At 64.0% G+C, this 14,823-nt stretch carries 9 protein-coding genes; all 9 read left to right on the plus strand.

Features of this window, described 5'->3' with window-relative positions:
* Nucleotides 1-3: 3 nt before the first annotated feature.
* Nucleotides 4-1,473, plus strand: coding sequence for a xanthine dehydrogenase small subunit (xdhA, locus tag ABWW33_RS05755; RefSeq protein ID WP_353399868.1), 1,470 nt, complete (start codon nucleotides 4-6; stop codon nucleotides 1,471-1,473).
* 11 nt (nucleotides 1,474-1,484) lie between these two features.
* On the plus strand, nucleotides 1,485-3,818 hold the full coding sequence (xdhB, locus tag ABWW33_RS05760) for a xanthine dehydrogenase molybdopterin binding subunit (RefSeq protein ID WP_353399871.1): 2,334 nt from the start codon (nucleotides 1,485-1,487) through the stop codon (nucleotides 3,816-3,818).
* Nucleotides 3,819-3,828: 10 nt separating this feature from the next.
* Nucleotides 3,829-4,875, plus strand: a complete 1,047-nt coding sequence (gene xdhC, locus ABWW33_RS05765; protein WP_353399874.1) for a xanthine dehydrogenase accessory protein XdhC — start codon at nucleotides 3,829-3,831, stop codon at nucleotides 4,873-4,875.
* A 30-nt stretch (nucleotides 4,876-4,905) separates the two neighbouring features.
* Nucleotides 4,906-6,213 (plus strand): guanine deaminase, encoded by a 1,308-nt coding sequence (gene guaD / locus ABWW33_RS05770; RefSeq protein ID WP_353399877.1) that lies wholly within the window; start codon nucleotides 4,906-4,908, stop codon nucleotides 6,211-6,213.
* An 18-nt stretch (nucleotides 6,214-6,231) separates the two neighbouring features.
* Complete coding sequence (locus tag ABWW33_RS05775) at nucleotides 6,232-7,695, plus strand: adenosine deaminase family protein (protein WP_353399879.1); 1,464 nt, start codon at nucleotides 6,232-6,234, stop codon at nucleotides 7,693-7,695.
* A 577-nt stretch (nucleotides 7,696-8,272) separates the two neighbouring features.
* Nucleotides 8,273-10,654, plus strand: a complete 2,382-nt coding sequence (locus ABWW33_RS05780) for a TonB-dependent receptor (RefSeq protein ID WP_353399882.1) — start codon at nucleotides 8,273-8,275, stop codon at nucleotides 10,652-10,654.
* 127 nt (nucleotides 10,655-10,781) lie between these two features.
* Nucleotides 10,782-12,500 (plus strand): bifunctional metallophosphatase/5'-nucleotidase, encoded by a 1,719-nt coding sequence (locus ABWW33_RS05785; protein ID WP_353399885.1) that lies wholly within the window; start codon nucleotides 10,782-10,784, stop codon nucleotides 12,498-12,500.
* An 8-nt stretch (nucleotides 12,501-12,508) separates the two neighbouring features.
* Nucleotides 12,509-13,738 carry a phospholipase D-like domain-containing protein gene (locus tag ABWW33_RS05790; RefSeq protein ID WP_353399888.1) on the plus strand — a complete coding sequence of 410 codons (1,230 nt, stop codon included), beginning with the start codon at nucleotides 12,509-12,511 and terminating at the stop codon, nucleotides 13,736-13,738.
* Entirely contained in the window at nucleotides 13,735-14,820 is a 1,086-nt protein-coding gene (locus tag ABWW33_RS05795; protein ID WP_353399891.1) for a S1/P1 nuclease, read from the plus strand. The genes ABWW33_RS05790 and ABWW33_RS05795 overlap by 4 nt, the downstream gene beginning before the upstream one ends.
* Nucleotides 14,821-14,823 lie beyond the last annotated feature (3 nt).

Consider the following 14,823-nt stretch of genomic DNA (forward strand, 5'->3'; position numbering starts at 1 on the left):
ACGATGTCCGAACCGATTCGTTTTTACTACCGTGGCGCGGTTCAGGAAATCTCCGCCGCCGCGCCAACCCGCACCGTGCTGCAGCACCTGCGCGAGGACCTGCACTGCACCGGCACCAAGGAAGGCTGCGCCGAGGGCGATTGCGGCGCCTGCACCGTGGTGGTCGGCAGCCTGAACGCCGCCGGCGAACTGGAAATGAAGGCGGTCAATTCCTGCATCCAGTTCGCGCCCACGCTGGACGGCAAGGCGCTGTTCACCGTGGAAGACCTGCAGCAGCCGGACGGCGCGCTGCATCCGGTGCAGCAGGCGATGGTGGAATGCCACGGCTCGCAGTGCGGTTTCTGCACGCCGGGCTTCGTCATGTCGCTGTGGGGCATGTACCTCGACAAAGACGGCCAGCCCGCCCAGCGCAAGGAGATCGACGATTGCCTGTCCGGCAACCTGTGTCGCTGCACCGGCTACCGCCCGATCATCGATGCCGCGCAGCGCATGACCGAGTTGCCGAAGGTCGGCTTCGACCGCGCCGCGCTGGCCGAACAGCTGCGCGCCTTGCAGCGAGGCGCCGGCACCACCTACACGGCGCAAGGCCAGTCCTTCCACGCGCCGCGCACGCTGGACGAGCTGGTCGCGCTGCGCAACGAACATCCGAAAGCCACGCTGCTGGCCGGCTCCACCGACATCGGCCTGTGGGTCACCAAGCAGATGCGCGAGCTGGGCGACATCATCTACCTGGGCCACGTCGCCGCGCTGCAGTCGGTGCGCGAGGCGGACGGCATGCTGGAAATCGGCGCCGGCGTCTCGCTCAACGACGCGTACGAAGCCTTGTGCCGCCTGTATCCGTCGCAATTGAGCGAAATGTGGCAGCGCTTCGCCTCGCTGCCGATTCGTAACGCCGGCACCCTGGGCGGCAACGTCGCCAACGGTTCGCCGATCGGCGATTCGATGCCGTGGATGATCGCCGTCGGCAGCGAAGTGGTGCTGCAGGGCGCCAATGGCCAGCGCATATTGCCGCTGGAAGCCTTCTATCTCGACTATCAGAAAAAGGACATGCAGCCGGGCGAGTTCGTGGCCGCCGTGCGCGTGCCGCTGCCGCGCGCGGGCGTGCAGTTCCGCACCTACAAGCTGGCCAAGCGCTTCGACCAGGATATCTCGGCCGTCTGCGCCGCGTTCGCGTTCAAGCTCGATGGCGACCACATCGTCGACGCGCGCATCGCCTTCGGCGGCATGGCGGCCACGCCGCGCCGCGCCGCCCGCGCCGAGGCGGCGCTGACCGGCCTGCGCTGGAACGAAGCCAACCTGCGCGTGGCGATGGACATGCTGGCGCAGGATTTCGCGCCGCTGTCGGACATGCGCGCATCGAGCACCTACCGCATGCAGACGGCGCAGAACCTGCTGCGCCGCTTCTGGTTCGAAACCCGCGCCGAGGCGCCGCTGGCGGCCGACGCCGTCAACGCTTTCGCCTGCCGCGCCTGAAAGGAGCCATCATGAATCAACCAGTCGCTCCCGCGCTGCTCGCCGCCCAGGCATGGAAGGCGGTCGGCGTCGCCCGTCCGCATGAATCGGCCGAGCTGCACGTGCTGGGCCAGGCCACCTACACCGACGACATCCCCGAGCTGCAAGGCACGCTGCATGCGGCGCTGGGCTTGTCGTCCAAGGCGCACGCGCGCATCGCCGCGATGGACCTGGCGCCGGTACGCAATTCGCCGGGTGTGGTGGCGGTCTACACGGCCGAGGATATCGTCGGCACCAACGACTGCGGTCCGATCATCCACGACGATCCCATCCTGTGCGCGGGCGAGGTGCAGTATGTCGGCCAGCCGATATTCATCGTCGTCGCCGACACCCACGACAACGCCCGCCGCGCCGCGCGCCGCGCCGTGATCGGCTACGACGAGCTGCCGGCGATCTTCACGCCACAGGAAGCCAAGGCGGCCAATTCCTATGTGCTGCCGCCGATGCACCTCAAGCGCGGCGACTATCAAGCCGCTTTCGACATGGCGCCGCACGTGGTCAAGGGCCAGTTGTTCGTCGGCGGCCAGGAGCAGTTCTACCTGGAGGGCCAGATAGCCTACGCGATCCCGAAGGAAGACAGCGGCATGCTGGTGCAGTGTTCGACGCAGCACCCGAGCGAGATGCAGCACGTGGTCGCGCATGCGTTGGGCGTGCATTCGCACAAAATACTGGTGGAATGCCGCCGCATGGGCGGCGGTTTCGGCGGCAAGGAATCGCAATCGGCGCTGTGGGCCGCGTCCGCGGCTATCTCCGCGGCCAAGCTGCGCCGGCCGGTCAAGCTGCGCGCGGACCGCGACGACGACATGCTCGTCACCGGCAAGCGCCACTGCTTCTTCTATGAATACGAAGTCGGCTACGACGACAACGGCAAGATCCTCGCCGCCAAGGTGGACATGACCTTGCGCGCCGGCTTCTCGGCTGACCTGTCCGGCCCCGTCGCCACGCGCGCGGTCTGTCACTTCGATAACACTTACTACCTGTCGGACGTCGACATCCGTGCCGGCTGTGGCAAGACCAACACGCAGTCGAATACCGCCTTCCGTGGCTTCGGCGGCCCACAGGGTGCGATTGCGATCGAATACATCGTCGACGAAATCGCCCGCAACCTGGGCCGCGACGCGCTCGATATCCGCCGCCTGAATTTCTACGGCAAGACCGAGCGCAACATCACGCCATATGGCCAGGAGATCGTCGACAACGTCATCGAGGCGCTGACGGCGGAGCTGGAGCAAAGCAGCGACTACCGCGCGCGCCGCGCCGCTGTCGAGGCGTACAACAAGACCAGTCCCGTGCTGAAGAAAGGGCTGGCGCTGACGCCGCTCAAGTTCGGCATCGCCTTCAATGTCACGCACCTGAACCAGGCCGGCGCGCTGGTCCACGTGTATGTGGACGGCTCGGTGCTGGTCAATCACGGCGGCACCGAGATGGGGCAGGGCATCAACACCAAGGTGTTGCAGGTGGTGGCGCACGAACTGGGCCTGGATGCGGAGCATGTGCGCGCCACGGCGACCGACACCAGCAAGGTCGCCAACACTTCGGCGACGGCGGCCTCCACCGGCGCGGACTTGAACGGCAAGGCTGCGCAGGACGCGGCGCGCCAGATCCGCGAACGCCTGGCCGCCTTCGCGGTCAGGCTGTATGGTGATGACGACGGCGTGCCGGTGCAGTTCTTCGACAACGCGGTGCACGCCAACGGCCACTCGATTCCGTTCCCCGAGCTGGTGCAGAAAGCCTATCTGGCGCGCGTGCAGCTGTGGTCCGACGGCTTCTACGCGACGCCGGGCCTGCATTGGGATCCGAAGACGATGAACGGCCACCCGTTCTCCTACTATGCCTACGGTGCCGCCGTTTCGGAAGTGGTGGTCGATACGCTGACCGGCGAATGGAAGCTGCTGCGCGCGGACGCCTTGTACGATGCCGGCCGTTCGCTCAATCCCGCCATCGACCTGGGGCAGGTGGAGGGCGCGTTCATACAGGGCATGGGCTGGCTGACGACCGAGCAATTGTGGTGGAATCCGGCCGGCAAGCTGATGACGCATGCGCCGTCGACCTACAAGATTCCCGGCGTGTCGGACTGCCCGGAAGACTTCCGCGTGCGGCTGTTCGACAACGGCAACGTGGAGGACAGCATCCACCGTTCCAAGGCGGTCGGCGAGCCGCCGCTGCTGCTGCCGTTCTCGGTGTTCTTCGCGATACGCGATGCGATTTCCGCTGTCGGCGGACATCGGGTCAATCCGCCGCTGAACGCACCGGCGACCAGCGAAGAGATCTTGCGCGCGGTGTCGGCGGTGGAAGCCGCGGCCTGAGGACGTCATCATGAACGAATGGCTGACAGCTGCGATCACGGAACCGGCGGTGCTGGTGACGGTGGCCATCGTCGAGGGCTCCGGCCCGCGCGAACCCGGCGCCCGCATGCTGGTGACGGCCGATGGCCAGGTCGACACCATCGGCGGTGGACATCTGGAAATGTGCGCGGTGGATGTCGGACGCAGCATGTTGAAAGGCGCCGCCAGGGGAGAGGATGTCCACGCCCGGCTGGAGCGGTACGCGCTCGGTCCGACGCTGGGCCAGTGCTGCGGCGGCGTCGTGCACCTGGCCTTTGAATTGATCGACCCCGCGCTGGCCAGGGTGATGTCCAGTCTGCGCAAACGCCGGCGGGAGGACAGTTGGCGCCATAGCGCCATCGACGGCACGCCGGTCTCGCTGCTGCTCGATGCCGATGGCGCGGTGGTCGCCGGCGCGGACGAACCCGCCGCGTTTGGACCTGCCTTCCCGCCCATCGACCACCAGCGCGGCACGCACGTCCTGCGCGACACCGCCGGCCGCCGCTGGCTGGCCGATCCATGCCTGGCACCGCGCGCGCATCTGCTGTTGTTCGGCGCCGGCCACGTGGGCGCTGCCATCATCCGCATGCTGGGCGAGCTGCCGTGCACCGTTACCTGGATCGACGAGCGCGATGACATGTTCCCGCAGTCCATCCCCGCCAACGTCACCGTCGAAGCTACCGACGCGCCGGAAGCGTTGGTCGCCGTCGCACCGGCAAACGCCAGCTACCTCGTCATGACCCATAGCCACGCACTCGATCAGCGCCTGAGCGAAGCCATCCTCCGCCGCGCCGACGTCGGCTGGTTTGGCCTGATCGGTTCGAAGACCAAGCGCGTCCAGTTCGAGCGCCGCATGGCCGCGCGCGGCCTGCCGCAGGACCGCATCGCCGCCATGGTCTGCCCCATCGGCGTGGCCGGCATCACCAATAAACTGCCCGCCGCCATCGCCACGTCCGTGTGCGCCCAACTGCTGATGGTGTGGGAGGCGCAGCAGGCTGCCGTGCAAGGCGCGCCCGTGCGTCTGGTCGCTTCGCGTTAAACTGAGCATTCCCAACCAGGAAGGCCTTTCATGCCAAACACCCTGCAAGCCTACCGTGGCAGCTTGCTGCACTTTCTTGCCGATCCCGCCTTCAGCGACCAGTCATATGCATGGCATGAAGATGGCCTGCTGGTTGTCGCCGACGGCAAGGTGCAGGCGGCCGGCGACTATGCCACGCTGCACGCCGCGCTGCCGCCGGGCACCGAGCTGCACGACTACAGCGGCAAGCTGCTGCTGCCCGGATTTATCGACACCCATGTGCACTATCCGCAGACCGACATGATCGCCTCGCCGTCGGAGGGCCTGCTGCCTTGGCTGGAAACCTATACCTTCCCGACCGAACGCCAGTTCGAGGACCCCGTTCATGCGACCGGCGTGGCCGAGTTCTTCCTCGACGAGCTGCTACGTTGCGGCACCACCACCGCCATGGTCTACTGCACCGTGCATCCCCAATCGGTGGACGCCTTCTTCACCGCGAGCGAGGCACGCGGCCTGCGCATGGTGGCCGGCAAGGTGATGATGGACCGGAACTGCCCCGAGTTCCTGCGAGACACCGCCGAATCCAGCGCCCGCGATACCGAAGCGCTGATCCAGCGCTGGCACCAGCGCGGCCGCTCGCTGTACGCGATCACACCGCGCTTCGCGCCCACCTCCACCGAGGAACAGCTGCAACTGGCTGGCGAGCTGGCGCGCGCGTATCCGGACACCTTCATCCAGACCCACGTATCGGAAAACGAAGCTGAATGCGCGTGGGTGCGCCAGCTGTTTCCCAAGTCGCGCAGCTACATCGACGTCTACGACAGCTACGGCATGCTGCGCCCGCGCGCCATGTACGGCCACTGCATCTGGCTCAACGAGCAGGACCGCCTGCGCATGGCGGAAACCCGCTCGGCCGCCGCCATCTGCCCGACCTCCAACCTGTTCCTCGGCAGCGGCCTGTTCGACTTCGAGCGCGCCGACCAGGCCGGCGTGCCGCTGTCGCTGGCCACCGACGTGGGCGGCGGCACCTCGTTCTCGATGTTGCAAACGATGAATGAAGCCTATAAAGTAGCGCGCTTGAGCGGCAGTTATTTGCCGGCTTTGCGGATGTTCTACCTGGCCACGCTGGGCGCGGCCCGCAGCATGCAGCTCGAAGGCACGATCGGCAATTTCGCCGCCGGCGCCGAGGCCGACTTCATCGTCCTCGATCCGCAGGCGACGCCGCTGCTGCAACGGCGGACCGCGCGCGGCGAGAGCCTGGAAGAGCTGCTGTTTGCGCTGGCGTTGCTGGGCGACGACCGCGCCGTGGCGGCTACTTATTCGGCCGGCCGCAAAGTCCATACCCGCGAAACGAATTAATTCACATTGGGATCACACATGAAGAAAAAAATCGCCGTCCTGAAGGCCGCCGCCATTGCCGCCGCCGTGTTCTGCGCCATGCCGCACGGCGCGCAGGCCGCCAGCAATGAAGAGATCACCAAGCGCCACTTCGCCGCGCTGGTCTCGGGCAAGGAGCCCAAGCTGGCCGAGTTGACGATGTTCTTCACCATGATGCCCAAGGGGGGCGACCTGCATCACCACTATTCGGGCGCTCTGTACGCCGAGCAGTACCTGGAATGGGTGGACAAGCAGGGCTATTGCGTCAACAAGACCAGCTACACCATCGACATCAAGCCGGACGTGGCGGCCGCCGAAGCCGCCAAGCCGCTGGCCGAGCGCGCCTGCCTGTCCGGCCAGGACGTCATGAACAACAATACCGTGCTGGCCAACCTGCTGCAGCGCTGGTCGGACAAGGACTTCTACAACCACAGCGGCCTGCAGTCGCCGCCGGACCGCCAGTTCTTCGACACCTTCGCCTACTTCAATCCGGTGTCGTCGACCAACGGCGCCGACGGCCTGCAGCGCCTGAAGCAGCGTGCGATCCAGGAAAACCTGAGCTACATCGAGACCATCTACGAGATCGCGCCGATCGCGCAGGACCTGGAGTTCGACCGCAAGGCCACCGGCGGCGGCGTCACCGACGCCGACCTGGAGGCCTGGGCGGCCAAACTGGACCATGACGCCGCCTTCCAGGGCTGGATCGCCGGCTACCTGGAGGGCGTGCAGACCAACGGCGCCGGCATCGACGACGCCAACTTCACGCTACGCTACCAGCCGTTCGCGCTGCGCTTCCTGTCGCCGTCGCAGGTGTTCTCGCAGATGGTGTCGAGCTTCAAGCTGGCGCTGGCCAGCCCGATGATCGTCGGCGTCAACATCGTCGGCCAGGAAAGCGTCAACGTGTCGATGCGCGATTACGCGATGCACATGCAGATGTATAAATTCCTGAAAGCGAAGTATCCATCCGTGAAACTGGCGCTGCATGCGGGCGAGCTGGCGCTGGGCATGGTGCCGCCGGAGGGCCTGACCTTCCACATCAAGGACGCGATCGACGTGGCCGGCGCCAGCCGCATCGGCCACGGCATGGATATCGCCCATGAGACCGATCCGCTGGGCATCATGAAAAAAATGCATGACAAGCAGATCGCCGTCGAGGTCAACCTCAGCAGCAACGACTTCATCCTCGGCATCAAGGGCGCCGCCCACCCTGTCACGCTGTACCGCAAATACGGCGTGCCGTTCGTGCTGGCGACCGACGATGCCGGCGTGTCGCGCAACAACCTGTCCGGCGAATACGTGCTGTACGCCGCGCGCTACCAGCCCGATTACGCCGAAGTCAAAAAGCTGTCATATGACAGCATCCGCTATTCCTTCCTGGCGGACGCCGATAAACAGCGCTTGCTGAAAGCTTTGGACGGCAGGTTCGCCCGGTTCGAGGCGGCCATCGCCGGCGCCAAGCGCTGATCCTGTTGCGCTGGCACGACGTAATCGCTGGTGTTACACATCTAAATTCGTTCTTTACGCGGCTTGCCATGTTTGCCACACTCCAGAGTGAGTGTGGCAACATTGCGACATAAACAGACTTGCCTGCACCGTCTTAGTGCGTTTTACGCATGAATTAATTTCAAGCCTTTATCCGTCTACTATAATTCTCCCCTTAAAGATGCCTGTCTGCTCATAGAGTGGAAACCAGCGCGGTTCAGCGCCTCATTTATATGGCTTTCATATAAATTCCTAAAGTAAATCGTATTTGTCACACATTTTTTGCTGATGCATAGTTGTTGAAGATGCTTCCAAACCGTCAACTTTGTTGTGGTTTCGAAGGTGTTGATACCACATTCAGTCCGGCAAGCAGTGGCAGTCTGATCGACCTGACTTTCTTGTCATGGTGGTGAAATATTTACTGATTACAATTTTGTGATGTCATGGGCACTTTGTGTCAAGAATGTGACCGCGGGCCACAAGCCCGGCCAGGTCCAGGCATCGTAAAACACAATAAATTTTTTTACATAAACTGGGAGTTCCCTTAATGCAATCCGCCGTGAAACACAATCCGAAGCTGCGTCTGAGCCTGGTCGCTCTGGCATGCCAGATGGTCTGCATGGGCGCCGCGTTTGCGCAAGACGCAACCGCCGACGCCGCCAAGCCGGCCACTGAAACCGTGACCATTACCGGCCGCAAAGTCGGTATGGGCCTGATGGTGCAGGAAGACGTACCAAAGGCACGCTCGACCGTTACCGCCGAGGAACTGGCCAAACAGCGTCCTACCGGTAACGCCTACGACGCTCTGGCCCTGCTGCCGGCAGTGAACACCTACAGCTACGACTCGACCGGCCTGTTCGGCGGCGGCCTGACCCTGCGCGGCTTCAACTCCGACCAGATCGGCGCGACCATCAACGGCGTTCCAGTGAACGATTCGGGTAACTTCGCTGTGTTCCCACAGGAATACGTCGACCAGGAAAACACCTGCACCACCTTCGTGACCCAGGGTTCGACCGACGTCGACTCGCCACAAGTTGGCGCCACCGGCGGTAACTTCGGCATCACCACCTGCGATCCAGAAGACAAGCAGCGCTTCCGCGTGGCCCAGACCCTGGGTCAGCTGAGCATGTTCAAAACCTATCTGCGCTACGACAGCGGCCGCTTCCTGAACGACAAGGCCAAGGTCTTCGTCTCGGTATCGCAGGCCAAGTCGGACAAATGGAAAGGCGCCGGCGAAGCTAACCGTAAGCACGTCGACATCGGCTTCAACTACGACTGGGACCGTTTCAACTTCATCCACGGCACCGTGTTGTACAACAACGCCAAGAACAACAACTTCAGCAGTTTCAACCTGGCTGACCTGAAGTCGCACGGCTACTACTACGATTACTCGACCACCTTCATCGGCCACGCACCAGCGAGCCCAGGCAAGGCAGTCAGCGATCCGGCACAGAACAACGCCGACTCCTACTACAAGTTGTCGCTGAACCCGTTCGAGAACGTCATTGCCTCGGCAACGGCCAAGTTCCGCCTGGGCGAGAACACCGACATCAAGATCGTGCCTTACTACTGGTACGGCTACGGCACCGGCGGCGTGCAGCAGAAACTGCAACAGGAAAATGCCTTCCTGAATCCGGCCACCGGCAAATTCACCGGCGTCGACCTGAACGGCGACGGCGACACCCTGGACAAGGTCTGGGTGTATAGCGGCTCGATCACCCGTACCCAGCGTCCGGGCGGTTCCGTATCGCTGACCCAGAACTGGGGCAACCACCAGATCCTGGCGGGCTTCTGGTACGAGCGCGCCAAGCACCAGCAAACCGGTCCGATGGAAAAGCTCGACAACAACGGCGAGCCTACCGACATCTGGCTGCGCGATAACCTGGTGACCCGTCCGGACGGTTCGCTGTACGAATCGCGTAACTGGAAATCGATCTCGACCGCGTTCCAGGGCTTCATCCAGGACACCGCCACCTTCGTCGACGACAAGCTGACCGTCAACGTTGGCCTGCGTACCCCGCACATCAAGCGCGACTTCACCAACTACGCCAACGAAGGCAACAGCCAGTCCACGCCGAACTCGGGCGTGACCTACCAGTACAACAAGACCTACTCGACGGTCCTGCCGCAACTGGGCCTGCGCTATCGCATCACCAACGACGACCAGCTGTTCGCCAGCCTGGCCAAGAACATGAAGGCGCCACCTAACTTCGTGTTCTCGACCACCAACGGCAACCTGCAGATCGTCAACAACATCCCGACGCTGCTGGGCGATGTCAAAGCCGAAACTTCGATGAACCTGGACATGGGCTACCGTCACCAGACGACCGCCATCACCACCCAGGCCACCGTCTTCTTCAGCGACTTCAAGGACCGCCAGGCTACCGCCTTCGATCCTAGCTCGCAGACCTCGACGCTGACCAACGTCGGCAAAGTGCGCAACAAGGGCTTCGAACTGGAAGCGGGTAACACCCCTGTGAACGGCTGGTCGTTCTACGCTTCGCTGGGTTACAGCAGCAGCGAGATCCAGGCCGATCTGCAGGCAGCCAAGGGCGTGTACCTGCCGACCAAGGGCAACCAGTTCCCACTGACCCCGAAATGGAAAGGCGGCCTGTCCGCTTCGTACGAGACCAACAACTGGTACACCCGTCTGAAAGCCAAAGTCACCAGCAACCAGCAAGCTACGCTGGCCAACGACGAACTGGTTCCAGGCTACACCACGGTTGATTTCGACGCAGGCTACCAGTTCGCCAGCGCCGGCATGTTCAAGAATCCCAAGCTGACCCTGAACGTGTCGAACCTGCTGGACCGCCAGTACCGCAACCCATCGTCGCAGTCCGTGACCAACGCTACCGCCTACCCAGGCGTTACCGCGAAGTCCGTGTTCTACTACCTGGGCGCTCCACGCTTCCTGTCGGCAACGCTGCGCGTCGACTTCTAAGCTGAGTTCTACGCTGAGTTCTACGTTAATATACCGGTCTGGCGCTGCGGCGCCGGCTGGATCTGGCGCGGATTAGCGTCGTTTCGCAGGCCTTCGGGCCTGTTTTTCATTTTTGGAACGCGGTTACATGAACAAGTTTTCCAAGCCGGCGCGCGCGCTGGGCCCCTTGCTGGCTTGCGGCGCCGCGCTGGTCCTGTCTTCCTGCGGCCTGTTCCGGCATGCGCCGCCCGGCATGGCGGAAGTCCAGCTGGTGACGCTGAATGATTTCCACGGCAATATCGAAGCCACCAAGTATGTGATCGACAGCGCCTATGCGGCCGCGCCGCGCACCGTCGTCGCCGGCGGCATCGATACGCTGGGCGCCGCGCTGCAGGCATGGCGCAAGCAAGACCCGGAACTGCTGCTGGTCGGCGCCGGCGACCTGATCGGCGCCAGTCCGGCGATGTCGTCGATGTGGGCCGACGAGCCGACCATCGGCGCGATGGACCTGCTGGGCTTGCGCATCAGCTCGGTGGGCAACCACGAATTCGACACCGGCCGGCTGGAACTGCTGCGCCAGCAAAAAGGCGGCTGCAATTCGCCGCGCGCCGACAAGGCCTGCAAATTCGAAACCTCCTACGGCGGCGCCAAATTCCAATACCTGGCCGCCAACGTCATCGACATGGTGACCAAAAAGCCCATCCTGCCGGCCTACAAAATCGAGCAGGCGCATGGCGTCAAGATCGGCTTCATCGGCGCCGTGCTGCGCGACGCCGTCGAGAAGGCGCCGGCTTCCGGCATCGCCGGCCTGGACTTCGCCGACGAGGCCGACGCTATCAACCGCCAGCTGCCGGAACTGCGCAAGCAGGGCGTGGGCGTGTTCGTGGTGCTGATCCACCAGGGCGGCCGCACCACCGACAAATTCGACCAGCAGGATTGCACCCATCTGGGCGGACCGATCGTCGACGTGGTCAAGCGCCTCGATCCGGCGATCCGGCTGGTGATCAGCGGCCACTCGCACCGCGGCTACCTGTGCCGCGTGGACGGCCGCCTGGTGACGCAATCGGACATGGGCGGCCACGTCATGTCGCGCATCAAGCTGACGGTCGATACCGGCACCAACACGCTGCGCGACGTCAGCGCCAGGCAGGAAGTGATGATTCCCGGCACCTGGCCGGCGAATCCGGCGTTGGACGCCTATCTGAAAAAAATCCGCGAGCGCAGCGCCACCGCGCTGGCTCGCCCGATCGCCAGGCTGGCCGTGCCCAGCGTGCCGCGCGAAAAGCAGGATGACGGCGAATCGGCGCTGGGCGACCTGGTGACCGACGCCACCCTGGCGGCGGGCCGGGCCTACGGCGCACAGATCGCCTTCGTCAATAACGGCTCGCTGCGCCATGACCTCGACACCGGCGCCGACAACCGCGTCAGCGTGGGCCAGCTGCTGTCGTCGCTGCCGTACACGAATTCGCTGGTGGTGATGAACCTGCGCGGCGCGCAAATCCGCGAACTGCTGGAGCAGCAATGGACCGGCGGCCGGGATATCACGCGCGGCCTGCTGCAGGTGTCGGAAGGCTTCAGCTACGAATGGGATCCGCGGCGCGGCGAAGGCAACAAGGTGGTGCGGGACAGCGTCATGCTCAACCGCGTGCCGCTGGACGACAACACCTCGTACCGTATCGTCGTCAACAACTTCCTGGCCGAAGGCGGCGACGCCTTCCCGATGTTCGTCTCCGGCAGCAACCGCGCCGAGACCAGCATCCGCGACATCGATGCGCTGACCGACTACCTGGTCAAGCGCGAACAGAACGGCAAGCCCGCCGGCAGGGCGGAAGTACAGGGCCGCATCAAGCGGCGGCAACCACTTTAAGGATGATCATGCGTCGAGTTTTGCTTTCTGTTGTAGTGCCCGCGCTGCTGGTGTCGCTGGCGGCGCCGGCGCGCGCCGACTTCTCCATCCCGGGCTTTGAGCTGGTGCAGACCGCGCCGGTCGAAACGCCGCTGCACAGCGCCGACCTGCGCGACCCGGCCACCGTATGGACCGAATTGTTCGACAACGCCAAAAGCGAAATCGTGCTGGGTCAGTTCTACGCGGTGAACAAGGAGGGCAGCGTATTCAGCAAGGTGGTCGAGCACCTGACGGCCGCCGGCAAGCGCGGCGTCAAGATCCGCTTCCTGCTCGACGCCAAGGGCGTCGGCCTGTCGGAGAAAAGCACCATCGAGCAGCTGAAGGCTATCCCCAACCTGGAACTGCGCATCATCGATGTCAACAAGCTGACCGGCAACGGCATCCTGCACGCCAAGTACATGGTGGTCGACGGAGCGACGGCCTATGTCGGCAGCCAGAACTTCGACTGGCGCTCGTTCGAGCATATCCACGAGACCGGCCTGCGCATCAGCGACGCGAAGATCGTCGGCCAGATCATGGCGGTGTTTAACCAGGACTGGCGCGCGCAGGCGCTCAGCACGCAGGGCCTGGTGGCGCCGGCGCTGAACGTGAAGAAGGAAGCGGCCAACATCCACCAGGACGTCTTCCTGCTGTCCAGCCCCAATCAGTTCAATCCGGCCGGCGTCGGCGATTCCGAAGCCGGACTGCCGCAACTGCTGGCCGAAGCCAAAAGCGAAGTGCGCGTGCAACTGCTGGACTATGCGCCGCTGAGCTACGGCCCGAAAGGCACGCGCCCTTATTACGCCGTGATCGACAACGCGGTGCGCGCCGCCGCCAACCGCGGCGTCAAGATCAAGCTGATGGTGTCGAACTGGAACCTCGAAGAGCCGGCGCAGGCCTACCTGAAAAGCCTGGCGGTGCTGCCGAACGTGGAGATCCGCGTGGTCACGCTGCCGGTGGCCTCCACCGGTTTCATTCCGTTCGCTCGCGTCATCCACAGCAAGACCATGGTGATCGACAACCAGATCGCGTGGGTGGGCACCAGCAACTGGAGCGGCGGCTACATGGACTTGTCGCGCAACCTGGAGGTGGTGATGCGCAACGAGAAAATGGCGCTGCGCCTGGCCGCGCTGCACGAACAGACCTGGGCTTCGCAATACGCGCAGCCGCTGGACATCAACAAGAAGTATGCGAAACCCGCGAAAGGCAGCCCGGAATGAAAAAGCTTGCATTGTTTGTGGCGCTGAGCGGCGCCTTCGTCTCCTTCAATGCCCATGCCTGGGGCAATGACGGACACCGTGCCGTCGGCGCGATCGCCGACCAGCTGATCAAGGGCACGCCCGCCGAGAAGCGCGTGCAGGCCTTGCTGCTGCCGGGTGAGAGCCTGGAGAAGGTCGCCAACTGGGCCGACTGCGTCAAGGGCACCTATTGCGGACCGCAGAGCGAAGAGATGGTGGCCTACGTGGCCGCCAACCCCAAGCACAGCGAGTATCACTACACCGACGTGCCGTTCCAGAACCAGCACTACCACGACCACGACGTCGGCACCGCCGATGACGATATCGTGCAGACGCTGAAGCAGTGCATCGCCACCTTGCAGGGCAAGGGCGACAAGATCAGCAACCCGCACAACTTCACGCCGCGCCAGGCGCTGCTGATTTTGACCCACCTGACCGGCGACATCGCGCAGCCGCTGCACGTGGGCGCCGCCTACGTCGGCAAGAACGGCGGCTTCGTCGTGCCGCAGAAGAAAGGCCAGATCGATGCGGTGGAGATGTTCGATTCGCGCGGCGGCAACAACCTGCTGCTGGACGATGTCAAACTGAGCGCCAACAGCGCGCAGCTGATTCCGGTGGCTCCGGCGGATGCGGAGGCCAAGCCGGCCGCACCGGCTGCCCCGGCCACCCCGCCGCGCGCGCCGCAGACCACGCGTCCGTTTCATTCGTATTGGGACACCACGGTGGTGAACTACGCCTTCCGCCGCATTGGCGCCCGCACGCCGGAGCAGTTCGCGCAGATGGTCATCGCCGGCAATCCCGCGGTGGGGCCGAACAGCGGCGATCCGATCAGCTGGCCGTACGAGTGGGCCGACCAGTCGCTGGCCGTGTCCAAGTTGGCCTACGCCGACGTGGTGCCGGGCGTGGCCACCCAGCAGACGAGCAAGAACGGTGAGGTCTACAACGTGTGGTCGCTGACGGTGCCGGACAATTATCCGGTCCCCAGTTCTGCCGCCGCCAAGACGCAGCTGATCCAGGGCGGCTATCACCTGGCCGCGATCCTGAAAGCGATCTTCCCACAGTAACGG

The organism is Duganella hordei (assembly GCF_040369125.1).
Taxonomy (GTDB): domain Bacteria; phylum Pseudomonadota; class Gammaproteobacteria; order Burkholderiales; family Burkholderiaceae_D; genus Rugamonas; species Rugamonas hordei.